We start from the raw sequence: 22,048 nt of genomic DNA on the forward strand, positions 1-22,048 counted from the left end.
GGCACGAGCCTGTACGTGATCTTCAAGAGGCGGATCAACGCCTGCGGGCGCGGGCCCGTCTTACGAGCAGGCCGACCGCGGCGCCGACGAGTGCGAACCCGGCCAGACCGGCCACGGTCCACTCGATCGTACGGCCAACCCGTTCGCCTGCCGGGCTCGCGGAGGGAGAGGACGGCGTGGGCGCCGACGCGGACGGGACCGGAGCGGCAGCTGTCGTGGGGGCCGGAGCGGGCGTGGTGGGGGTGGGGCGGAGGCCGGGCGGTGACGGGTCGACCACGGGGACCGAGATCTCCCCTTCCCCGTGGCCGAGGGCGGGGAAGCCCACGTCGACGGTGACCTTCCACGTGCCGGGGGTGAGGACCTCGGCGGTGCTCCAGCCCGTACGCGAGCCCGGGTCGCGGACCAGCGGCCACGGGCCCATGGAACGAGATCCGTCGGGGCTGGTCGCGTTCACCATGGCGGCGACGGCCTCGTCGACGGCGTCCCCGTCGTTCTCCCAGGTGATCTCGGTCGTGACATGACCGTCTCGCTGGCCGGTCACCACCACCTCGATGGTGTCGCCGTGGGCCTGCGCCGTGGTCGGCAGCGCCAGGACCTGGGCGAAGAGCGTGAGCATCAGCAGGAGGCCGAGGCCCGTGCCTACGCGGAAGAGACGGTGTGTACGCATCGTTGCGGTGCTCCTGGTGCGTGAGTGCGGTGCGGTGCGGTGGCGCCGGTGGAGGCCGCGGGGGCCGCCCACCGGCGCCGGGGCGAACCCGGAGGTCGCCGTCGGGGTTCAGGCCGAGGTCAGGAGACCTTCTGGACCGACCATGCCTGTGTGGCAGCGCCGTTGGTGCGCTCCATGTCGAGCAGCCAGCTCCCGTAGTACGGGCGGTTGCTCACCGTCAGGGCGTAGCCGCCGCTCGGGTCGGTGACGGTGACCGCTCCGTTGCGGCTGGACAGCTTCCACCTCTGTGTGGCGGCGTTGCCGCACGCCTGCTGGGCGATCCACATGCCCTGGGTCGGAGCTCCGCCCGTCTGCAGGCACTTGCCGGAGACGGCGGAGCGGATGCGGACCAGTCCGCTGCCCGCGTCGTCGAACAGCCACTGCTGCTGGGCGTAGCCGGTGGCCCGCGCCCCGACGAGCACCGTGCCGTCGGCGGAGCGCCCGCCCCAGACCTCGGCGGCCATGCCGGTACCCGCGTTGCCGAGGGTGTAGCGGCTTCCGGGGGTGGTCGTGCCACCGCCCGCTCCGGCCGTCCGGAAGGTGGTCGTCCGTCCGGCACCGCTGTCACGACCGGACCGGTCACGGACGGAGACTGCGACCTTGTACTCGGTGCCGGGCTGGAGGTTGTAGATGCGCAGAGTCTGCGACTGCACCCAGGTCAGGTGCCTGCCGTTCAGCAGGACCTGGTACCAGGCGGCGCCGTCGACCGCGGGCCAGCTCACGACGGCGGCCGTGGACTGGATCTGACCGACGGTCGCGTCCGGTCCTCCGGTGGGCTGCCTGGTGGGCGTCGGGGTTGGCGTGGGGGTGCGGGTGGGGGTAGGCGTCGGGCTGGGGTTCGGCGTGGGGCCTGCGCCGCCCGCGGACCGCATCAGGAACTGGTTGTCGGCGGTGTTCCAGTGCGTGGCCAGATAGCTGCCGGCCCTGGGGTTGGTGTGGAAGTAGTCGTCGTGGTTGCAGTCCAGGATGTTCTCGGCCGCCTGGTTGGAGCACACGTACCGCATCTGGGGGTAGTACGGGGTGTCCGAGTAGCACATGACGTCGTACTCGTCCGTGCAGTGGGCGCCGCGGCTGGTGTTGGGCGCGCTGTTGTTGACCGCGCCGAGGTTGTGACCCAGTTCGTGCGCCGCAGTGTGGCCGCCCCAGCAGCCGGCGTCGGTGCGGCCGTAGGAGGGGCCGAAGTTGCTCTGGTTGTTCTGGCCCGGTCGCTCGTCACCGGCGAATGTGCCGATGCCGCAGTAGACCTTGGTGTCCGCGAAGATCATGTACTTGCGGTCGCGCCGGTCGAGGCCCTTGTCGGCGAGCGCCCTGTTGGTGGCGCTGAACTCGGCGAGTGCGGAGGCCGGAAGCTCGATGTTGAGCACGGTCGGCGTGCAGTCGGCTGCGGTCACATAGCGTATGTGCCGCACACCGCCGGTTTCCTTGGCGCTGGTCGCGTAGATGAGGTCGGCGTCAGCCGCCCACTTGCGGAACGAGGCGACGTATTCGGCGTACCGGTCACGGTCGGAGCCGTGCACGTACACGACCTGCACACGATTGCCGGTGCTGCCGTCACCGTCGCACTGGACGGTCTGCCCCGCGGGACCCGCGGCGACGGCCTGCTTTCCGGACGTCGCGGCCGGCTCCGGGGCCGCGGCAGCCGCGGTCCCGGCACGGGTGGCGTCGGCGGCAGGCGCGTCCTGCGGGCGTGCGGCCTCGGGCGCCTTGGCTCTCACGGCGGGAGCCACGTCCGCTTTGATGTCCACGCCCTTGGGCGGAGCGTCGGGGCCATGGGTGCACAGTCCGGCGTCGGTGCGGTAGACGCCCGCACAACGGTCCCCCTTGGCGGCCGCCTTGAGCCCGTCGTAGACCATGCCCCGCCGGCTGTCGTTGGCGGGATTCCCGATGATGGGCTCCGGCTCTTCGTCCCTGGCCGGCACGGCGGCCGGCGCGAGGGGTGCCGTCGCGGATCCGGCCTGCGCGGGTATGCCCGCTGCGGGCATACCCGCCTGAGCGTCACCCCCTATGCCGGCGTAGGCGACACCTGCCGCGATCGCCGCCGCTGACGCCACGGCGACGGTGGCGAGCATCAACCCCCTGGGCTTGCGTCTGTGTTCACGCTTCCTGCGATGCCTAGTCATGCGCACCTCAAATCCTTGGTCGGAGGAGTGGGTGGCGGAAGCCTGCCAGACACGCACGGTGGAGAATTCGGGCAAACGGGAACGGCGGTCGAGATATCAGTCCGTTACCTCCAGGGCTGATCTGATGAACACTCAATCTCTGCACACAAAAAGCCAGTTGACGATGTCGGCGAGAAAGGTCCAGGCTTTTCCGGGAATCTCGTTACCGAATCGAGATATGCGGATCGAGCCTGTTGACGGCAATTCAGTATGGGATTCACCTAATTACTACCTCGTGAATTCCCTACGTCACCGGCCGTGAGGGATCTCGGCTTCCGTAACGCAGCCGACCACCTCACTTCCAGCGCGCACGCTCAACGACCCGGCGCCAGGGGCACTTTGCCGACCGACTTGAGCGCCGCGCCATCAGTCAGCTATGCATCTCAAGGAGCCGAACGGCCGTGGCGGGATGCACGGCACCGCGAACGACCACGCGGGCCACCTCGCCGGGCGTCCTGTACTCAGAACCGGCCCCGCAACTGCTGCTCGACCAGCTGATGTCCGGGAGGCGATCACGGTGCGCGAGGCCGTGTACCGACTCGTCACCGGCGTCCGCCTCGGTGAGGACTTCGACCGCCAGGCGCTCGCGGTGCTCAACGCCGCCGCGCCAGGTCCCGGCGACTCCAGAACTCACACCGGCGGGCCGGCACACCGACGCGACACCCTCGCAGGCACTGGCGACCGTCGCCCGACAGGCCGTCGATCTGCTCGGCGGCCCCGGAAGTCCCATTCCTCAAGGAGTGCGGCAACCCCGAGTGCACGCGCGTCTACGTCGACCGCTCCCGTGGGGAACGGCGGCAGTGGTGCGGCATGGAGTCCTGCGGCAACAAGATCAAGGCCGCGGCCTACCGCGCGCAAGAAGACGGCACCGGTCGCAGCCGGGAGCTGACCCGGCCGACAGCCGGCGCCGCAGGACGGGACAGGCCAGGCAAGCCGACGACCACCTGAAGCCTGCCCGGCGGACCTGGGTCGGTCACCCTGGGGTGCCAGGTCGAGGCGAGGCACGATGAGTTCTTCCACGAACCCTCGGGGTCGTACGAGGCGGTCGCCCCGCCGGGCGGACCCTCCGCCTCCTCGGTCACGTCCTCGAAGCGAACGCGCTCGGGGAGCCGGCCGTAGCGCGTGCCGTGTCGCACCAGCGTCGGCTGCAACCGTGAGTTCCAGGCCGTGACGAGCAGGTCTTCGGCTGCTCGTCAGACGGGGATGGTCTTGTACTCGGTATAGGTGGCGAGGCCCACCACGCCGTACTCGCGCCCGCTTCCGCTGACCTTGAAGCCGTCGAGGGGGCCGTCGAAGGCGACGGGAGAGCCGTTGACCGTGACGGTGCCGGTACGGATGCGGCGGGCGACCTCCAAGGCGTGCCCCTCGTCGGCGGACCAGACACCGCCGGACAGGCCGTACGGCGAGTCGTCGGCGATCCGTACGGCGTCTTACGTCGTCGCAGGGGATGACTACCAGGACCGGGACGAAGATCTCCTCCTGCGCGATGCGCATCGAGTTGTCCATGTCGAAGACGGTGGGAGTGACGTAATTGCCCTTCTCGAGCCCCTCAGGGACCTGCGGACCGCCCGTGACCAGACGGGCGCCCTCCTCGATGCCGAGCTCGATGTTGTAGGCACGCACCCGCTGCTGCTGATCGGGGCGGATCATCGGACCGAAGAAGGCATCGGGGTCGATCGGATCGCCCACCTTGAGCGACCGGACGAGTTCCTTCAGCGCCGCGACGACCTTTTCGTGTGCTTGCAGCAGCGCACCGCGATGGCTTCCGCCACTGGTCCGAGGACCGATTTCACGGTGCCAGCGGGAGCAACGGCGGGTCGTTTGCCATCCGCCGATATCCGGAGCAGCGTGGACCACACCGGCCGCCGCCGGTACCGCGACACGGGGTCCGGGCGACCGGAGGCAGGAACCGGAGCGAGAGGAGAGACCGATGACCGCACCGAATTCCGGCCCGGAAGCCGTGCCCGTCGTACGCCGCCAGGACGAGTCCGACAGCGTCTTCTGGGAGCCGAGCGAGCGCTGGGTGCGTGCGACGGCAGGGGGGCTCACGATCGTGGACAGCCGTAGACCGGTTCTCGTGTGGGAGCCCGGTCGCCCCGTCCCCCTCTACGCGTTCCCGACCGAGGACGTCCGGACGGACCTGCTGCGGCGGACGGAGCGGCCTGCCGGCCGGCGGCGTCACGCGGGAGCGACGGTCTTTTACGACCTCGTGCTCCCCGACCGGACCGTCGGGGCGGCAGCCTGGACTTACCCCGGAGAGGAGCTGGCCCACCACATCAGCTTCGAATGGTTCGGGCGCGACGTTCTCGACCACTGGTACGAGGAGGAGGAAGAGATTTTCGTGCACCCGCGCGACCCGCACAAGCGGGTGGACGCCCTGCCCAGCGCTCGACACGTCCAGGTCGAGATCGAGGGCACGGTCGTCGCGGACACGCACACGCCGGTTCTGCTCTTCGAAACGGGCCTGCCGGTGCGCTTCTACCTGCCGCGGGAGGACGTCCGCCTCGACCTCTTCACCCGTACCGACGGGCGTACCCGCTGTCCGTACAAGGGCGTGGCGAGCGAGTACTGGTCCTGGGCCGGCGACGCCGACGTGCGGCCTGACATCGCGTGGAGCTACCCCGACCCCCTGCCCTCCGTAGGGATCATCAAGGACCGGGTGGCCTTCTACGACGAGTCCGTCGATGTCGTCGTCGACGGAGTACGGCGGGAACGGCCGGTCACGTTCTTCAGTCGGCCGTCGCGGTAGGTCCGCACAGGGCCTGGCCCTTCGGATGGCGCCATCCGAAGGGCCAGGCCGCCCTGCATCTACGGCCCTTTCCTCGCCGGCGTCCTGCGAGCTTCCTGCGGCTGCGGCGGCGGAGCTACGTCATCGCACCCCTCACCCCCTGGATGACATCGCGCCGACTGCAAGGTCTCCTAGCCCGCCGTCCATCTGCACTGCAGCCGCACCATTGCGGGCCGGCCGATCGTATGGGGCACGCGGCTCGGGCTGCTCATCGCCGGCCGACACACCCCGACGGTCACCGTGCGGCCGCTCCGGCTCGCCGCTGCTACGGGCTATCGGTCGGCGGCCCACTCCGTGCCGACCAAGCTCCGGACCATCCCCGGACCAGCCGCCTGCAGCTAGGCCGAATCGTGACCGTTTCCGCTGGTCAGCGGCCGCGCGAGGCGTATACCGGTCCGCCAGGTACTGCGCCAGCAACTCGGGCGCGTCGGCTCGAAGTCGATGTACGACACCACCAGCAGCGACCTCGCCCGCCGGGCCGGACTGGACGACGCCCGCCTAGTGGTGGACCTGTGCGGCGGGGCCGGCGCAACGGCCCGCGCGATCCTCGACCGGCTCCCCGCCGATGCCCGGCTCCTCTCCGTGGACAACGCCGCGGCGATGCAGCGCGTCGGCCAGCGCACGCTGTCCGAGCCCCGGCTGTCCTGGATCACGGCCGCGGCCGAGCAACTCGCCGCCCATGCCTCGGCCGGCATGCGCGGCGCCTCGCCGGGCTCGACCTTGCCACCGGGCGGCACCCATCCACGAACACGGTGCTTGACCAGCAGCACGAGTTCACAGGCAGGGTCGGTAACCCAGACCTCGGCCGCCAACGGCTCCATCGGGCGCCGACGGGCTTCCTCCAGCCACGCGCGCGCGTCGTCGAATTCCCACGAGGCGTGGCAGGCATCCGCGGCTGCCTCGTCCATGACCAGCGGAACAACGTCACCTTGGCTCACGGAGGCCACCCTAGGCCGGTCCCCACCGCCGTGGCACACGGCCGCTCTCCTGACGTCGTGCGTGTCCTGCCGGAACCGCGCTTCAGCCAGGGAGAACAGCTCTGCGGAACCGCCGCGACTTCCTGGAAGGCACCGGACCATGAACTCCGGTAGGAGTCCCCCGCGATCCTGGGTAGTGCTCGGTGGGGTCCACCTTCTCAACCGCACCGCCCCTCGAAGCCCCTTCGTGACCGCCGGTCTCTGCCTGTACCGCGACGGCCGCGACAGCGGCGCGTGGCACGGCGACCGGACGGGACGCTCCGCCACCCACGACACCATGGTCGCCATCCTCTCCCTCGGAGACCCCCGCGACCTCGCCCTCCGGCTCCCCCTCGGGCATGGCGATCTCGTGGTCATGGGCGGCTCGTGCCAGCGCACCTGGGAGCACGGTCCCCAAGACGAGCCGCGCTGTCGGGCCGCGCATCAGCGTCCAGTTCCGCCCCCGGGGCGTGGGCTGACCCGCGTGCACGGGCGGCCGGCGACCGCCGACGTACGCCTGTCACCGGCACCGCATACCATGACCGCTCATGAGCGCGAGCGAGGACCGAAGACCCCTGGTCGACGGGCGTTTCCACCTGATCTCCCGACTGGGCAGCGGCGGCATGGGCACCGTCTGGCGAGCACGCGACATCGCCTTGGAGCGCGATGTTGCCCTCAAGGAGGTACGTCCGCCCGACCCCGCCATCGAGGAGGCGAACCCCGGACTCGCCGCCCAGATGCGAGAGCGCGCCGTCCGCGAGGCACGGGCGCTGGCGCGGCTCTCCAATCCCCACGTCGTGACGATCCACCACATCGTCGAGCCCCAGGACGGCTCGCACCCCTGGATCGTCATGGAGCTCGTCGAGGGATGCTCGATGTACGACCGACTCGCCGTGGGACCCATGCCCGTTCCCGAGGTCGTCACGCTCGGGCGGCAGGTTCTGTCCGCCCTGCGCGCCGCGCACTCCGCCGGCATCCACCACCGCGACGTCAAACCCGCCAACGTGCTGCTCCGCCCCGACGGCAGCGCCGTCCTCACCGACTTCGGCATCGCCGTGATCAGCGAGGCGACGTCGAGGCTCACGGCCACGGGCGACCTGATCGGCTCGCCCGAGTTCATCGCCCCCGAGCGGGTGCGTGGCGAGGAGGGCAACCCGGCCTCCGACCTCTGGTCCCTCGGAATGCTCCTATACGTCGCCGCCGAGGGCCACCACCCGCTGCGCCGGTCCACCAGCCTCGCGACGGTCGTCGCCGTGCTCGACGACCCGATCCCGGCGCCGGTGAGGTCCGGTGCGCTGGCTCCCGTACTCGCCCAACTCCTGGTACGCGACCCGGCGTCGCGTCCCGACGCGGCGCGCCTGGAACAGCTGCTGGCCGAGGCGGCGACCGGGCACTCCGGCACGAGCGCACCGGCGGAGGCGACCCCCGGCCCCTTCGGCCCGCCGCACCCGCAGCCCCACCCCCACCCCCAGCCGCGTCCCACGTCGCAGCCCCACCCCGCGTACGCGCAGCCGCAGCAGCAGCCAGTCGCGCAGCCGTGGGGCACCCCCACCGTCCCCTCGCACGCCTCCCCGCAGGCCGCCGGATTCGGTGGCGGGTTCGGTGGCGGGTTCGGGCCGCCCACGCGGCCCGCTTCACCCTCCGGGCCCCGCACACCCCCCACCCACCGCCGTACCGCCGTGCTCGCCGTCTCGCTCGTCCTCGCGGCGGCCGTGGTCGCCGTCGGCATCGTGAATCTGCTCCCCGACGGCGGTACGGGTTCCGAGGGCAAGAGAGGCACGACTCCCACGACAGCGGGCCGGACCCCGGGCGCCGGTGTCTCGGCCACCGGCGCCGGGAAGGGCGGCGGTACGCAGACCGACACCGCGCCCACGCCCCGCGGCACTCTTCTCACGACGGCGAACGTCCGCGCCGTCATCGCGGCGCTCCGTGAGGCCAGTGGCTCGGCCACGATGAAGGAGCTGACGATCTACGAGGAGTACGCCCTCGCCGAGATCCCGACCCGGCCCGGCGCGAAGACCTACGACGAATACGAGTACCGCAACGGCGTGGCCCGGAGGACCGGCCCCGGCGGAATCATCTCCGCGGACGCCGCCGACGAGCAGCCGTTCGACGTCTCGGCCATGGCCTGGGACGGTCTCCCCGCGCTCATGAAGCAGGGGGAGAAGGACCTGAAGGTCGACAACCCGAACATGCGCTACGTCATCGTCGACCGCTGGACCTTCAACGACGACCGCCCGACCCTGCGCTTCTACCTCATCAACGAGTACAGCGCGGTCGGCTACCTCGCCGCCGACACCGGCGGAAAGGTCGTGTCGAGCCACCCGGCGTCCTGAGCCGACGTGCACCGGCCCGTCTTCAAGGGCCGGTGCACGGCAACGAAATCCGCACCTGAAGCGCTTAATAACCACTGATTCATAAGTTACTTCACGGTTTCACTTCAAAAAGCATGGTGCACCGTCTTGCGTGGTGCCGGGCACGTCCGCCAGGATCGGTGTCGGCCCGGGTCTCATGGCCCCGGCCCGACACGCCTCCATGTCTGGACGCCTGGCCGCGCACCGGTAATCCCGTGCCGCCAGCCGGTGAACCGCCCGATCAGCGCGGCCGCCCGGATGCCCCCTTCGAGGCCTTCCCGCGCGACCGGCGTCGCGCCTTCTCATTCACCTACCCTCAGGCAAGGCAGAGATGGCACCACTGGCTGTCGGCGGCGTGGGCGTCGGACCGCCCGGCAGCCCGTGCACGCTCCGCCCGGCGGGAGACTTCCCGCCGGGCGGAGCACCGGGCTTCGCGGGCGCCCGGACGTCAGGCCGTTCGGGCCGTTCCGGCCAGCGCGTCGAGCGCCGCCGCCTCAGCCGTGTCACGGTCCTTGGCGACGAGCCCGATGCGGGTGCGGCGGTCGAGGAGGTCGGAGGCGTCCAGCGCCCCTTCGTGACGGACGGCCCAGAGCAGTTCGGCGCAGGTGACCGGATGGTCGGGAACGACCGGCCGGGCGAGCTCCGGGTTCTGGACGCCGAGCTCGTGCACGGCCGTCGCCTCGGTGCCGTACCGGCGGACGAGGCGCGCGGGCACGTCGAGCTGGGCGAGGGTCCGCGGCCGTGCCGCGCCGACGAGCGGCGTGGAGGCGGTGCGGCAGGGGCCGGCGGTGAGCCCTCGGGCGGCCACGGCGGCGTCGACGGCGTCCTGCGCCATGCGCCGGTACGTGGTGAGCTTGCCGCCGACCACCGTGACGATCCCGTCGGGTGAGGTGAGCACCGCGTGCTTCCGTGAGATGTCGGCGGTGCGGCCTCCCTCCCCGCGGGTGTCGAGGAGGGGCCGCAGACCCGCGAAGGCGCCGACCACGTGCGCGCGTCGGACGGTGACGTCGAGGGCGGAGCCGAGGACGTCGAGAAGGAAGCCGATGTCGGTCTCCGGCACCTCCGGCACGTCGGGTACGTCGCCGTCGACGGGCTCGTCGGTGAGCCCGACGTACACCCGCCCGTCATGCTGGGGGAGGACGAGGACGAATCGGTTGGTCTCGCCCGGGATCGGGATGTGCAGGCCCGCGGAGAGCCGGCCGAGGTCCACGTCGCGCAGCACGAGATGGGTTCCGCGGGAGGGCCGCAGCCGTACGTCCTCGACGAGGCCGCCCGCCCACACGCCGGTCGCGTTGACGACGACGCGTGCGCGGATGCGCAGCTCCTGGCCGGTCGTCTCGTCGCGTACCCGGGCGCCGTCGCCGGTGAGTTCGAGGGCGCGGGTCCGGGTGAGGACACGGGCGCCGTGCGCGGCGGCCGTGCGGGCGATCGCGGTGACCAGCCGGGCGTCGTCGGTGAGCTGGCCGTCCCAGGAGAGCAGTCCGCCGCGCAGTCCCGTGGGGCGCAGGGCGGGGGCGAGGTGGCGCGTCTCGACGGCGGAGAGCGTGCGCGGGGCCGGCAGCGTCGTGCGCGCCGTTCGGGCGGAGACGCGCAGCAGGTCGCCGGCGAGGAACCCGGCGCGCGCGAGGGCCGCCTGCCCGCGGCTGACGAGCGGGGTGAGGGGGAGGACGAAGGGTTGGGCGCGGACCAGGTGGGGAGCGGTCCGCTCCATCAGGATCCCGCGTTCGACGGCGCTCTCGTGGGCGACGTCGAGCTGTCCGCTCGCGAGGTAGCGCAGCCCGCCGTGGATCAGCTTGGAGCTCCAGCGGGACGTGCCGAACGCGAGGTCGTGGGCGTCGATCGCGGCGACGGAGAGCCCGCGGGTCGCCGCGTCGAGCGCGGTTCCCGCGCCCGTGGCGCCGAGTCCCACGACCAGGACGTCGACCTCGGCGCCGTCGGCGAGTTCGGCGAGCTCACGGCTCCGGCGCTCCGCGTCGAGCGAGGAGCCGGGCAGGGAGGGGCTGCTCTGGGAGTTCATGGGGTGAGGGTCCTCTCCAGCAGGGTGCGCAGCTCGTCGAGGAAGGCGGCTTCGCTCAGTTCGGGTTCGCTCTCGTCGGTCATGGTGCGCAGCGAGAGCGTGAAGGACTGCACGACGAGCAGGAGGGACCTCGCCTGCAGGTCCGCGGGGGCACGGCGCACGGACCCGTCCGCGTGCCCCTCGCCGAGCGCCGTGACGAGGAGCCCGAGGAAGGCCTCCTGGCTCGCGCCCCGGCGGTCGAGGATGTAAGGCAGCAGCAACTCGGGATCCACGTCGAGGATCTTGCGGAAGAGCGGGTGCGCGCGGAACGCGGCGGCGCCCGCGACGAGCCCGTCCACCATCCGCGACCGCACGGGGCGGCCGTCGCCGGCGGCCGGCATGGCCTGGGCGGCGACGGCGATCCACTCACGGGTCATCAGGTCGCCGACGAGGCTGCGGACATCGGGCCATCGCCGGTACAGCGTCATCCGGGACACGCCCGCGCGCCGGGCGACGTCGGTCAGGGTCGTGCGCCGTACGCCGACGGCGAGCACGCAGTCGCGGGCGGCGTCCAGCACGGGATCTGCGTCCGAGTGGTTGTGACGAATGGGCGTCATCTGTCACAGTGTAATGCCAGTACGGGCCGAGCGGCAGCACCGTCCGTGAATCAGACCGAGAGGAACATCTCGAAATGGACATGTTGTGGAGCGGCTGGGGCGATCCGGCCAAGGCGGCCCCCCTGCCCGACGCGGTGACCGGCCTGCTGCGTGACCTGCTCGGCGTCACCCCCCGGGAGAGCGGACCGTCGACCCTGGACGAGATCGAGCTCCCCGCCCCGGTCCTGACCGACGAGGCGCGCACCGCGCTGCGGTCGGCGCTCGGGGCCGAGGACGCGCTGCGCGACGACGCCGAGAGCCGGATCCGGCACACCCGCGGCAAGTCCACCCCCGACCTGCTCCGCATCCGCGCCGGCGAGGTCGAGGACATCCCGGCCGCCGTGGTTCTCCCCGCCGACCACGACGAGGTGCTCGCCGTGCTGCGCGCTTGCGCCGCCCACGGCCTTCCCGTCGTCCCCTTCGGCGGTGGCACCTCCGTCGTCGGCGGCCTCACTCCCGAGACGAAGCGCCCGTTCGTCGCCCTCGACCTGCGCCGTCTCGACCAGCTGCTGGCCGTCGACGAGGTGTCCCGTACCGCGACGCTCCAGCCGGGCCTGCGCGGACCCCGGGTCGAGGCGCTGCTGAACGAGAAGGGCTGGACGCTCGGCCACTTCCCCCAGTCCTTCGAGTGGGCGTCCGTCGGCGGCTTCGCCGCGGCCCGTTCCAGCGGCCAGGCCTCCGCCGGGTACGGACGCTTCGACGAGATGGTCCTCGCCCTCACCGTCGCCACCCCCGAGGGCACGCTCGAGACCGGACGCGCCCCGCGCTCGGCCGCCGGCCCCGACCTGCGCCAGCTGATCCTCGGCTCCGAAGGAGCCCTCGGAGTCATCACGGCCGTGACCGTGCGGATCCGTCCCCTGCCGCAGAAGCGTGTCTACGAGGGCTGGCGCTTCGCCTCCTTCGAGGCCGGGTCCGCCGCCCTGCGCCGGCTCGCGCAGGACGGCCCGCGCCCGACCGTGCTGCGGCTCTCGGACGAGACCGAGACCTTCATCGGACTCGCCCAGCCGGACGCGATCGGCGCCGCCGACGCCCCGGCGAGCTCCGGCTGCATGGCGATCACCGGCTACGAGGGCACGGAGGAGGAGACGGCCGCCCGGCGCGCCGCCGCCCGCGAGATCCTGCTGGCCTGCGGCGGCGAGTACGTCGGCGAGGAGCCGGGCGACCGGTGGGAGCACGGCCGCTACAACGCGCCCTACCTGCGCGACGCCCTGCTCGACGCCGGCGCCTTCGCCGAGACGCTGGAGACCGCGGGCTTCTGGTCCACGCTGCCCCAGCTGTACACGGCGGTTCGCGAGGCGCTCACGAACTCCCTCACCGAGGCCGGAACCCCGCCGCTCGTCATGTGCCACATCTCGCACACCTACGAGAACGGTGCCTCGCTGTACTTCACCGTCGTCTCGGCGCAGGGAGAGGACGCGGTCGCCCACTGGGCCCCCGTGAAGCGTGCGGCCAACGACGCGATCCTCGCGGCGGGCGGCACCATCAGCCACCACCACGGCGTCGGCACCGACCACCGCGACTGGTACGCCCGCGAGATCGGCCCGCTGGGAGTGCGCGTGCTGCAGGCGGTCAAGGCGGAGGTCGACCCGTCGGGCGTGCTCAGCCCCGGGGTGCTCATCCCCGTCCGCTGACCGTCCCGTCGACCGACCCCTTCTCCCGTCCGGAGGCCTGATCCATGCGACAGTTCACCGCCGTCGTCAACCCCACCGCAGGGGGATCCAGCGGGACAGCGGCCCTGCTCCCGCTGGCCCGGCTGCTGCGTGAAGCGGGCGCGCGGCTCGACACCGTGTACAGCCGCAGCCTGGAACACGCGCAGGAACTCGCCCGCCGGGCGGGAGCACAGGGCCAGGTCGTGCTCGCCGTGGGCGGTGACGGGATGGCCGGGTGCGTCGGCGGCGCGCTCAGCGGTACGGACACGGTGTTCGGCCTGGTCCCCGCAGGCCGCGGCAACGACTTCGCCCGGGCGCTGGGGCTTCCCACCGACGCCCCGGGGCTCGCACGGGTGCTGCTCGACGGCGCACCGCGCGCGGTCGACACGATCGAGGTGGAGTCCGCGACACACGCGCGGATCTCCGTCCTCGGCAGCGTGTACGCGGGCGTCGACGCGGTCGCCAACAGCCACGCCAACGCCTCGCGTCTGCTGCGCGGTGCCGCGTCGTACTACGCGGGCGGCCTGCGGGCCGTGCTCGCATGGAGAACCGCCACGTACCGGATCACCGTCGACGGGGTGCTGCACGAACGCTCCGGCTACACCGTGGTCGCCGCGAACTCCGGCTTCTACGGCTTCGGCCGGAACGTCGCGCCCGGCGCCAGCGTCGACGACGGGCTGCTGGACGTGGTGGTGATCGGTGACGCGCCCAAGCGCCACTTCTTCGCGACGATGAACGAGCTCAAGACAGGGGCACACGTGAACCGCCCCCAGGTGGAGATCCTGCGCGGCAAGGAGATCCGCATCGAGGCGGACCGCCCGCTCCCGTACGGCGCCGACGGCGAGGTCGACGCGACCCTGCCGGTGACGGTGCGGGTGCAGCCGGGGGCGCTCAACGTCCTGGTCTGACCCCTCCGTCCCTCTGCCCCCCACGGGACGGAAGGGCCGCGTCCCGGCCGTCCCAGACCCACGGCCGGGACGCGGTCCCCCGTCCTCTTCGTACGACCACGGGCCGCCCGCCCAGGCAGCAACGCGTGGACCGCGGCCGTCGCCCGGCCTCACCCTGGCGCTGACCACCTTCGCGCGTACACCCCACTCCGCCGCCTGCGCCACGGCCGTCGTCATCGTGCTCCAGACTCCCGCGCCCGCCCGCTTCGTCCCGCTGCTCTTCGGTGCGACGGTCCTGCTCGTGCTGACGGGGTACGCCGGCTCCCGCATCCGCCGGACCTCACCGAGGTACCCCGCCTACTGGTGGTGACCCGCTCCGTCAGAGGATCAGGCCCACGTCTGGGAGTAGTAGTCCTGGTAGTTGCGCCTGCCCTGCCTGGCTTCGATCCAGCGGCTGATCAACAGCAGGACGAGACTCGCCCCGACGACGCCGAGGCCCGGCGCCACACCCCCCAGGGGCCCGAAGTCGTCCACGATCCCGGAGACGGTGCCCGGACCCGAACCGCCTCCCGTGCCGCCCGCCCCCGGTGGCGCTCCGGGAGGACCCACCTGGGCGTCGGCCGAGGAGGTGGGCCGCGGCGAGGGGGAGTCCGTGGTCGAGCCGTCGGAGGGGACCCCCGACGTGGGCGAGGACAGGCCGGGCCTCGGCTGCCGGCCGGGGTCGGTGTCCCGGTCGACCAGCCTCACCCCGAGCGTCTGCATCGCCGTCAGCGCGGGCTGGAAGTAGGTGATGCCGCCCCGCGCGCAGCTGCCGTTGCCGCCGGAGGTCACGCCGAGGGCGAGCCCCCGGGAGAACAGGGGGCCGCCGCTGTCTCCGCGTTCCGCGCAGACCGTGGTCTCGATCAGCCCGGTGACGGTGCCCTCGGGGTAGTTGACGGTCGCGTCGAGAGCGGTGATCCGGCCGGCGCGCAGCCCGGTGGTGCTGCCGCTGCGGAAGACCTGCTGGCCGACGACCGGCTCGGCCGCACCGACGATCCGAATGCCCCGCTGCCCGCCGAGCGTCACCATGTCGGCCCCGTCGAGCGACGCGCCGTCCTCGTACCGTACGAGGGCGAAGTCACCACCCGGGAAGTCGGCGGTGACGGTGGTGCCGAGCGGGCGCGAGTCGTCCGGGTTCCGGAACCACGTCGTTCCAGCGCCGCCGCAGTGTCCGGCGGTCAGGATGAAGACGTCACGCCCGTCGGTGACGTTGAAGCCGGCCGAGCACCGGCCGCCGTCGGTGAAGATGGGGGACGCCGCGCTCACCCGGGTGGTGAACCTGCCCTCCGTACGTTCCATCCGCACGACGTCCCCCATGCTCCCGGCCACCCTGGAGAGCCGTGACCAGTCGCCGGCGGAGACGGTGCTGTCGGCCCGGACGACGATCCGGTTGGAGGAGTAGTCCGTCACCCAGGCGGTGCCCGGAACCCGGGGCTGCGCCGCGAGGGTCTCGGTCGCGGCGCGCAGGCGGTCCATGCTGTGGCGGACCATCTTCGGCGCCACACCCGCCCGCCTGGCCTCGGCCGCCGCGGCGGCGTCCGTCACCCCGACCACCGTCCGGCCGTCCGCGCCGGTCCAGCTGCCGGCGGTACGGGTGTCGCCGAGCCGGGTCACGATCTCCGCCGCCGCCCGTGTCGGATCACCTCCCGTCCTGAGAGTCCCGACCGTGCCCGTGCCCGCTTCCGACGGTTCGCCGGCCACCGCGTACGAGACCATCAGCGAACCGCAGACCAGCCCGCCTGCGGCGGCGAGCCGCATCACCCGCCTCACGCCCCGTCGTGCGTGCCTCATCCCTCTCCCTCGTCGTGCCGCCGCGCCGCTTCGACCACCTACGGCCCCGCCGACCGGGGCCCGACCGTCAGTACGTGCGGGAGGAGGCGCGTGTTCAGCCCGAGCCGCATCTGCCGATTCCCGCAACGGAGTTCGCCGCGAAACGCGGCCCGTGACTAGTTCCTCGCGGCTCGCAGGCTCGCGGATCGGGACAAGCGGCCGGGCCGATGAGCTGTCGGCGGCGTGACACACGTACTCAGCCCTGGGTCCGGGGACACGCGCGCGGATGAGTACGGGCGCTCAGGTCCGCCGCGGTGCCGTGGTCCGACGATGAGGGCCTGCACCCGCGACCGTCAGTCAGGAAGGCCCCGCATGCTCAGCCGCCTCGCCTCCGCAGTCGTCCCCCTCCTGGGGCGGCTCGCCGTCACGGCCGACATCGCGCGGGTACCCGAGGGCGGCGCCGTGATCGTCGCCAACCACACCAGCCTCGCCGACCCGCTCGTGGTCCTCGCGGGCCTGCGCCGTATGGGCATCGAGCCCGTCGTGCTCTGCGCGGCCGGCCTCTGGCGCATTCCGCTCCTGGGCCGTGCCCTGACGCGCGAGGGATACGTGCCGGTGCGCCGTGGGACCGCGCGGGCCGCCGAGGCCCTGGCCGGAGCGGAGGCCGCGCTGCGCGCCGGACGCCACGTCCTGGTCTACGGCGAGGGCTGCATCCCGGACCGCCCGGACTCGGCGGACGCGCCGCCGCAGGCCTTCCGCAGCGGGCCCGCCCGGCTGGCGGCGGCCGCCGGGGTCCCGCTGGTCCCTCTCGGCCAGGCCGGTGCCCGCCGCATCACCTCGGGCGGCGCCACCAAGCAGCTGGCCGGACTGCTCACCGCGCCGCTGCGCCGGCCGCGCCTGCACGTCCACATCGGGACGCCACCGCGGCTGCCCGCCGACACGGCCGCCGCGACCCACACGGCCCGGCAGTCCGTGACGCACGCGTGGAGCACGGCCGCCCAGCGGTGCGCGGCCGGAGGCTCACGACCGTCCGGCCGAGGACGGGTCGGCCGAGGGCGGGTCGCCACGATCGGCGCGCGGGACAACTCGGCCGCGCACGGAGCTACTCGGCACGGCGCGTGACCGGCCATACTCGGGGCGGCGGTGGGAGTGACGGCGGAGGGGCCACGGCATGGGCGGAGACGAAACGGGCCCGGTCCACGAGCTGTTCACCCTCGGCAGGCTGATCCTCGCCGAGCCGAAGCGGCCGGTCCTGCGCCGCTATCACGGTCCCAGGATGCACGTGGCGGCCGAGGACGGCACGGTCCTGGCGCACCTGCACGAGCGCGGAACCTTCGCGTACGTCCTCCAGGACCTCGCAGGCCGGTCCGTGCTGGGTGTCGACCTCGTCTCCAAGGGGGTGATCGCCCGGCCGCGCTTCCGGTTGACCGACGGTGACGGCCTGCCTCTCGGTGAGGCCCGTGCACCGGGCCGGGTCAACCGCACGCGTCGGCTCGACGTACGGACCGGAAGCGGCGCCCTGCGACTCACCCGCACCGCGGTGATGGGCCGGACCTGGCTCGTCCACGACCAGCTCGACCGCGCGGTGGGCCGGGTGACGGTCTCGACATGGCGGTCGATGGACGGTCTGCAGCGGTACGAGGTCGAACCGGACCCACGGACCGAGAGCGAGCAGCGGCGTCTCCTGGTGGCCGCGACCGTCTGTCTTCAGGTGATCCGGCGCTGGTCGTCCGCCCCTTACGGCACGGCGGCCTGACACACCCTCATCCGAGTCTCGGGGTGTATCGGGGGCTCACGGAAACAATCCGATCCACGCGTCTATCGCGAGGATGTCGATCACTGCTACAAGAGTGACGCTTCAACAACTCCTGCCCCCACACCACCCTATGGAGCTGTTTGTCATGTACGCATCCAGACTGAGATGGGTTCTGCCCGCACTCCTCGCCATGGCCGCCACCGCCCTCGGCCTCGCCCAACCCGCCTCCGCCGCCACGGCGGCAGGGGAGCGCTACGTCGCCGTCGGCGACTCCTACTCCTCGGGAGTGGGCGCCGGCAGCTACCTGTCCGACAGCGGCAGCTGCCAGCGCAGCAGCAAGGCCTATCCGTCCCTGTGGGCGGCGGCCAACGCGCCGGCCTCGTTCTCCTTCACCGCCTGTTCGGGAGCGACCACCGGTACGGTCAAGAACAGCCAGCTGACCCCGCTCAACAGCTCCACCACGCTGGTCAGCGTCACCGCCGGCGGCAACGATGTCGGGTTCGCGAACATCATGCAGACCTGCGTCCTGCAGGGCGAGGCGACCTGCGTCAACGCGGTGAACTCCGCGATCTCGCAGATCGACAACACCCTGCCCGGCAGCCTCTCGTCCCTCTACGCGTCCATCCGCAGCAGGGCCCCCCAGGCTCACGTCGTCGTGCTCGGCTACCCGCGCTTCTACCAGCTCGGCGGCAGCTGCATCGCCGGGCTGAGCGAGACCGAGCGTGCGGCGATCAACCGGGGCGGTGACGCCCTGAACGGCATGCTCGCGAAGCAGGCCGCCAACGCGGGATTCACGTACTCCAGCGTCGTGGACGAGTTCACCGGCCACGAGATCTGCTCGGGCAACGCCTGGCTCCACAGCCTCACGGTGCCCGTCTCCAACAGCTACCACCCCACGGCCACGGGGCAGTCCAGCGGCTACCTCCCGGCGTTCCGCTCGGCCGCCTGACCTTCCTGCCCCGGCGTTCCAGGGCCGTGTTCCAGGGCCTCCCGCGCCCAGGAGTCGACGCGGGTAGACCCTGCGGTCCACCAGTGCCACCAGTTCCACCAACTCAACCGGCTCGAAAGGCTCCACGCTTCCATCCGCCGCAATCCGCACCGAGAGGAAAGCCCATGAAGCATCCACAGGCCCCGAACACCCCTCGGGCCGCCGACACGGCCACGAGCCGGACACCGGGAACCGCTCTTCGTTCGGTCCTCACCGCCCTCGCGCTCGTGCTCGGCGCGTTCCTCGCCCCCGGCGTGGGCGTCATCGGCGGTGCGACCGACGCTCACGCCGCGACCAAGATCAGCCACGCCACGGCCACCTCGATGTTCCGTAGTTCCGGGATCACCTGGTCCTCGTCCGGCGGCTGCTCCGACCGGAACAACCCCACCTGCACCTCTTTCGAGCAGCTCAATCTCGCCACCGCCCAGGGCGCCCAGACCCTCAGGAGCGCGAGCGGCTGCGCCCTGAACATCACGGGCGGCACGGAGACCGGCCACGCCTCCGGGACGTACTCGCACTGGAACGGCTACAAGCTCGACTTCTCCAAGGCCACCTGCGTCACGAACTACGTGAAGAACACGTTCACCTACATCGGTGTGCGCGGCGACGGCGCTCCGCAGTGGAGGTCCGGTGCCGGCAATGTCTACGCCGACGAGGGCAACCACTGGGACGTGACCTTCTACAACTGCGGCGGCTGCTGACCCGGCGACCACTGTGTGACGGAGCGTCCGGGCGGCCCGCCCGGACGCTCCGGCGGGCCTCCGACGCGGGCGGCGGCCTGGTCCACCGGGGCCCGCTCCCGCGTCTTGCCCTAGGCCGCCGCATCAACGTAGCCGGCGGCAGCAGCCGGGGCGGACCCACCGACGAGACCGCCGACGTGCTGTCCGCCGGCGCCGCCCTCACCTGTTCGCACCGATGTGTTGCCCGGCCTGCCACACCGTCCACAGCCGGGCGTATGTGCCGCCGGCGGTGAGGAGTTCGTCATGCGTGCCGGTCTCGATGACGCGGCCGGCTTCCATGACCACGATCCGGTCGCACGTAGCGGCTTGGGAGAGCCGGTGAGCGATGACGATGCCGGTCCGGCCGGCGAGGACCGCCTCCGAGGCGCCGTCGAGGCGCTCGGCATGGGCGGAACCGGCCTCGGCGGTGGCTTCGTCGAGGATCGCCAGCTCGGGGTCGGCGAGGAGCAGGCGGGCGAGGGCGAGCTGTTGCGCCTGTGCCTCGGTGAGCGGATGTCCGCCAGTGCCTACCACCGTGTCGAGGGCATCCGCCGACAGGTCCAGCAGATCGGCCGCGCCGGTGGTTTCGAGCGCGGCGCGGATTTCGAGGTCGGTGGCGTCGGGGGCGGCGAGCGTGAGGTTCTCTCGCAGCGTCCCGGCGAACACGTGTACTTCCTGGGTGATCACCGCGGTGCGGCGGGGACGGGTCATGTCCCCGGCTCCAGGTCGGTGAACTCCCGCGATCACGGCGGCGAGCGTGGTCTTCCCTGCCCCGGACGGGCCGACGATCGCAAGGTGCTGACCGGCCGGGATGTCGAGGCTGATGTCGTCGAGCACGAGTGGACCGCCGGCGTAGCCGAACGCGACCTCCCGGAGCCGAACGGCGGTGGCTGTGTCTGCCGGGTCTACCGGCGTCGTCGTCGCGTCGACCGCGTCCGCCGTCGGGATCGTGACGACTCCGATCATGCGGCTCAGCGAGGCGAGCGCCGACTGGAGCGTGTCGATGACGAACAGCAGTTGGTTGACCGGCCCCAGCAGACGCAGCACGAGCAGCATGGCAGTGGTGGCACCGCCGACGGTCGAGGATCCGTGGTCGACGAGGACGAATCCGACAACGAGCACGGCGGCCAGGCTCAGGCATTCGCCGAGGTTGAGCCGGGCGTTGAGCATGCTCTGCACGGTGCGTGCCCGCAGCGACTGCACCGCGACACCCCAGGAGTCCGTCATCACGGCGCGATGACGGTGCTCGGCGAACCCGAAGCCGAGCACGGTGGCGTAACCGCGCTGGGATTCGAGGATCTGCTGGGCACGCGCGCTCATCGCCGCGCGCTCGGCCCGGTACACCCGAGGCCCGGTGCGCAGGTACCACCGCATGGCGAGTGCGTACACGGGCAGCACGATGACCAACGTGGCCGCGTAGGGCCATTCCAGCGCCGCGAGCCCGCCCAGCGACACGACGATGGTGAACGTGGTGACGGTGAGCGCGGGAATCACCGCGGCGGCGGCATCGGCGACGGCGGTGACGTCGTCGCTGGACCGGGAAATCAGGTCCCCGGTTCCGGCGCGCTCGACGACGTGCTGCGGGAGCAACATGGCGCGGTTCACGAGCCGTTCGCGCAGCGCTGCGAGGACGGTGTGGTAGATGCGGGTGGCGTGCACGATCGTCACTGCGATGCCTGCGGCGCCGAGGACCGCCGAGAGCGCCATGACGGCCGTGACGGTCAGCACGGTGCCTAGGCCTGCGGTGCCCGACTGCACCCGGTCGACGAGGTACCCGATCGCCACCGGCGGGATCAGGTCGACCGCGGTGCCGACGATCCCGACCACGCCGACGGCGGCGAGCCGGAGCCGATGTCCGCGGCTGAGCCGCAGGACCTCCCTGGCCGTCGCCCGGCCGCCCGCGACGGGCAGCGCGTGCCCGGTCGTAGCGGATGCCACGCTCATCCCATCGTCCTTCCGTGCAGGGGTGCGTCCTCGATCAGGTCGACGACGCGGTCGCAGCGCCCGAGCAGCGCCGGGGACGAGGCGATCAGCAGTGTGGAGCGGCCCGCGCGGACGCCGCGCAGACGCACGGCGATCGCGTGCTCGGTGACCGGGTCCACGGCTGTGGTCGGGTCGTGCAGCACGAGCACAGGCGCGTCGCTCGCCAGTGCGCGGGCGAGCGCGATCCGCTGGCGTTGGCCACCGGAGAGGCGGTTGCCGTCCTCGCCGACCGGGAGGTCGAGATCGTCGGCGAAGTCGTCGCACGCCGCGGCTCGCACCGCGCCATCGACCAGCTCGGGTGCGCCGGCGCCGACGGTGAGGTTGTCGCGGATCGTTCCGCTGAACAGTGTGGCCCGGTGCGGCGCGACCGTGACCCGGGAGCGGTACTCCTGCGCGGTCAGCTCCCGCGCCGGGAGTCCGTCGAGCCGGGCCTCCACCTCGCCGCCGGCCCGCGGGTCCAGCAGTGCCCATGGCGATGCCGGCGGCGGTCCGGTCGTCGGCGCGTACTCCCACGAACTCCCCCGGGTCCACCCGGATCGTCGCACCAGGCGCGGACACCTCCACCACCGGCACCTGCGCGACCTCTGCCCCTGTCCTGTCGTCCTGCCCGGGGCTCCCGCTGCCGTGGCCGCGCAGCACGTC

At 72.2% G+C, this 22,048-nt stretch carries 17 protein-coding genes and 3 pseudogenes; 11 read left to right on the top strand and 9 right to left on the bottom strand.

Annotated features, from left to right (window positions below; translation table 11 throughout):
* Positions 1 to 34 precede the first annotated feature (34 nt).
* Both AB0F56_RS15710 and AB0F56_RS15715 read right to left on the bottom strand, forming a co-directional pair.
* Entirely contained in the window at positions 35 to 667 is a 633-nt protein-coding gene (locus AB0F56_RS15710; RefSeq protein WP_362009078.1) for a hypothetical protein, read from the bottom strand.
* A 119-nt stretch (positions 668 to 786) separates the two neighbouring features.
* On the bottom strand, positions 787 to 2,775 hold the full coding sequence (locus AB0F56_RS15715; protein WP_362009080.1) for an RICIN domain-containing protein: 1,989 nt from the start codon (positions 2,773 to 2,775) through the stop codon (positions 787 to 789).
* Between the two features lie 586 nt (positions 2,776 to 3,361).
* On the opposite strand from AB0F56_RS15715, the pseudogene AB0F56_RS15720 reads away from it, so the two are divergent.
* Positions 3,362 to 3,720: pseudogene (locus AB0F56_RS15720) on the top strand (CGNR zinc finger domain-containing protein); the annotation flags it as partial.
* Between the two features lie 338 nt (positions 3,721 to 4,058).
* On the opposite strand, the pseudogene AB0F56_RS15725 reads toward AB0F56_RS15720, so the two are convergent.
* Positions 4,059 to 4,608 (bottom strand): annotated as a pseudogene (locus AB0F56_RS15725) (aldehyde dehydrogenase family protein); the annotation flags it as partial.
* A gap of 187 nt (positions 4,609 to 4,795) precedes the next feature.
* Between AB0F56_RS15725 and AB0F56_RS15730 the strand changes: the two are divergent.
* On the top strand, positions 4,796 to 5,614 hold the full coding sequence (locus AB0F56_RS15730) for a DUF427 domain-containing protein (protein WP_362009083.1): 819 nt from the start codon (positions 4,796 to 4,798) through the stop codon (positions 5,612 to 5,614).
* 377 nt (positions 5,615 to 5,991) lie between these two features.
* Here AB0F56_RS15730 and AB0F56_RS15735 read toward each other — a convergent pair whose 3' ends face one another.
* Positions 5,992 to 6,591, bottom strand: a complete 600-nt coding sequence (locus tag AB0F56_RS15735) for an NUDIX domain-containing protein (protein ID WP_362009085.1) — start codon at positions 6,589 to 6,591, stop codon at positions 5,992 to 5,994.
* 220 nt (positions 6,592 to 6,811) lie between these two features.
* On the opposite strand from AB0F56_RS15735, the pseudogene AB0F56_RS15740 reads away from it, so the two are divergent.
* Both AB0F56_RS15740 and AB0F56_RS15745 read left to right on the top strand, forming a co-directional pair.
* A pseudogene (locus AB0F56_RS15740) lies at positions 6,812 to 7,088 on the top strand (alpha-ketoglutarate-dependent dioxygenase AlkB); the annotation flags it as partial.
* A gap of 69 nt (positions 7,089 to 7,157) precedes the next feature.
* Positions 7,158 to 8,945 (top strand): serine/threonine-protein kinase, encoded by a 1,788-nt coding sequence (locus AB0F56_RS15745; protein ID WP_362009088.1) that lies wholly within the window; start codon positions 7,158 to 7,160, stop codon positions 8,943 to 8,945.
* Positions 8,946 to 9,411: 466 nt separating this feature from the next.
* Here the strand turns inward: AB0F56_RS15745 and AB0F56_RS15750 are convergent, their stop codons facing one another.
* Together AB0F56_RS15750 and AB0F56_RS15755 are read right to left on the bottom strand one after the other, a co-directional pair.
* Entirely contained in the window at positions 9,412 to 10,980 is a 1,569-nt protein-coding gene (locus tag AB0F56_RS15750) for a glycerol-3-phosphate dehydrogenase/oxidase (protein WP_362009090.1), read from the bottom strand.
* Positions 10,977 to 11,576: a helix-turn-helix domain-containing protein gene (locus tag AB0F56_RS15755; RefSeq protein WP_362009092.1), complete on the bottom strand. Its 600-nt coding sequence runs from the start codon at positions 11,574 to 11,576 to the stop codon at positions 10,977 to 10,979. The genes AB0F56_RS15750 and AB0F56_RS15755 overlap by 4 nt, the downstream gene beginning before the upstream one ends.
* A 74-nt stretch (positions 11,577 to 11,650) precedes the next feature.
* On the opposite strand from AB0F56_RS15755, the gene AB0F56_RS15760 reads away from it, so the two are divergent.
* The 3 genes from AB0F56_RS15760 (at position 11,651) to AB0F56_RS15770 (ending at position 14,521) form a co-directional block, all read left to right on the top strand.
* Positions 11,651 to 13,246 (top strand): FAD-binding oxidoreductase, encoded by a 1,596-nt coding sequence (locus AB0F56_RS15760; protein ID WP_362009094.1) that lies wholly within the window; start codon positions 11,651 to 11,653, stop codon positions 13,244 to 13,246.
* Between the two features lie 44 nt (positions 13,247 to 13,290).
* On the top strand, positions 13,291 to 14,172 hold the full coding sequence (locus tag AB0F56_RS15765; protein WP_362009097.1) for a diacylglycerol kinase family protein: 882 nt from the start codon (positions 13,291 to 13,293) through the stop codon (positions 14,170 to 14,172).
* A gap of 217 nt (positions 14,173 to 14,389) precedes the next feature.
* On the top strand, positions 14,390 to 14,521 hold the full coding sequence (locus AB0F56_RS15770) for a hypothetical protein (protein WP_362009100.1): 132 nt from the start codon (positions 14,390 to 14,392) through the stop codon (positions 14,519 to 14,521).
* 17 nt (positions 14,522 to 14,538) lie between these two features.
* Here the strand turns inward: AB0F56_RS15770 and AB0F56_RS15775 are convergent, their stop codons facing one another.
* Entirely contained in the window at positions 14,539 to 15,981 is a 1,443-nt protein-coding gene (locus AB0F56_RS15775) for a S1 family peptidase (protein ID WP_362009103.1), read from the bottom strand.
* Between the two features lie 351 nt (positions 15,982 to 16,332).
* Here AB0F56_RS15775 and AB0F56_RS15780 point away from each other — a divergent pair, with 351 nt between their 5' ends.
* The 4 genes from AB0F56_RS15780 (at position 16,333) to AB0F56_RS15795 (ending at position 19,405) form a co-directional block, all read left to right on the top strand.
* Complete coding sequence (locus AB0F56_RS15780; protein ID WP_362009106.1) at positions 16,333 to 17,082, top strand: lysophospholipid acyltransferase family protein; 750 nt, start codon at positions 16,333 to 16,335, stop codon at positions 17,080 to 17,082.
* A gap of 49 nt (positions 17,083 to 17,131) precedes the next feature.
* Positions 17,132 to 17,716, top strand: coding sequence for a hypothetical protein (locus AB0F56_RS15785; protein ID WP_362009109.1), 585 nt, complete (start codon positions 17,132 to 17,134; stop codon positions 17,714 to 17,716).
* Positions 17,717 to 17,861: 145 nt separating this feature from the next.
* Positions 17,862 to 18,665 (top strand): SGNH/GDSL hydrolase family protein, encoded by an 804-nt coding sequence (locus tag AB0F56_RS15790; protein WP_362009111.1) that lies wholly within the window; start codon positions 17,862 to 17,864, stop codon positions 18,663 to 18,665.
* Positions 18,666 to 18,829: 164 nt separating this feature from the next.
* Positions 18,830 to 19,405 carry a hypothetical protein gene (locus AB0F56_RS15795; RefSeq protein ID WP_362009114.1) on the top strand — a complete coding sequence of 192 codons (576 nt, stop codon included), beginning with the start codon at positions 18,830 to 18,832 and terminating at the stop codon, positions 19,403 to 19,405.
* Between the two features lie 198 nt (positions 19,406 to 19,603).
* Here AB0F56_RS15795 and AB0F56_RS15800 read toward each other — a convergent pair whose 3' ends face one another.
* Positions 19,604 to 21,367: an ABC transporter ATP-binding protein gene (locus AB0F56_RS15800; protein WP_362009117.1), complete on the bottom strand. Its 1,764-nt coding sequence runs from the start codon at positions 21,365 to 21,367 to the stop codon at positions 19,604 to 19,606.
* The gene (locus AB0F56_RS15805) at positions 21,364 to 21,951 is read right to left on the bottom strand and encodes an ATP-binding cassette domain-containing protein (protein WP_362009120.1); all 588 of its coding nucleotides are present in this window, start codon (positions 21,949 to 21,951) and stop codon (positions 21,364 to 21,366) included. Before AB0F56_RS15805 ends, AB0F56_RS15800 begins: the two co-directional genes overlap by 4 nt.
* Positions 21,952 to 22,048 lie beyond the last annotated feature (97 nt).

This window comes from Streptomyces sp. NPDC026092, assembly GCF_040638605.1.
Classification (GTDB): Bacteria; Actinomycetota; Actinomycetes; order Streptomycetales; family Streptomycetaceae; genus Streptomyces.

Coding starts and splice junctions, on each gene's coding strand:
- AB0F56_RS15800 (WP_362009117.1), bottom strand. CDS start 21,367: ATGAGCGTGGCATCCGCTACGACCGGGCACGCGCTGCCCGTCGCGGGC.
- AB0F56_RS15785 (WP_362009109.1), top strand. CDS start 17,132: ATGGGCGGAGACGAAACGGGCCCGGTCCACGAGCTGTTCACCCTCGGC.
- AB0F56_RS15775 (WP_362009103.1), bottom strand. CDS start 15,981: ATGAGGCACGCACGACGGGGCGTGAGGCGGGTGATGCGGCTCGCCGCC.
- AB0F56_RS15745 (WP_362009088.1), top strand. CDS start 7,158: ATGAGCGCGAGCGAGGACCGAAGACCCCTGGTCGACGGGCGTTTCCAC.
- AB0F56_RS15755 (WP_362009092.1), bottom strand. CDS start 11,576: ATGACGCCCATTCGTCACAACCACTCGGACGCAGATCCCGTGCTGGAC.
- AB0F56_RS15790 (WP_362009111.1), top strand. CDS start 17,862: ATGTACGCATCCAGACTGAGATGGGTTCTGCCCGCACTCCTCGCCATG.
- AB0F56_RS15730 (WP_362009083.1), top strand. CDS start 4,796: ATGACCGCACCGAATTCCGGCCCGGAAGCCGTGCCCGTCGTACGCCGC.
- AB0F56_RS15780 (WP_362009106.1), top strand. CDS start 16,333: ATGCTCAGCCGCCTCGCCTCCGCAGTCGTCCCCCTCCTGGGGCGGCTC.
- AB0F56_RS15750 (WP_362009090.1), bottom strand. CDS start 10,980: ATGAACTCCCAGAGCAGCCCCTCCCTGCCCGGCTCCTCGCTCGACGCG.
- AB0F56_RS15715 (WP_362009080.1), bottom strand. CDS start 2,775: ATGCTCGCCACCGTCGCCGTGGCGTCAGCGGCGGCGATCGCGGCAGGT.
- AB0F56_RS15760 (WP_362009094.1), top strand. CDS start 11,651: ATGGACATGTTGTGGAGCGGCTGGGGCGATCCGGCCAAGGCGGCCCCC.
- AB0F56_RS15795 (WP_362009114.1), top strand. CDS start 18,830: ATGAAGCATCCACAGGCCCCGAACACCCCTCGGGCCGCCGACACGGCC.
- AB0F56_RS15710 (WP_362009078.1), bottom strand. CDS start 667: ATGCGTACACACCGTCTCTTCCGCGTAGGCACGGGCCTCGGCCTCCTG.
- AB0F56_RS15765 (WP_362009097.1), top strand. CDS start 13,291: ATGCGACAGTTCACCGCCGTCGTCAACCCCACCGCAGGGGGATCCAGC.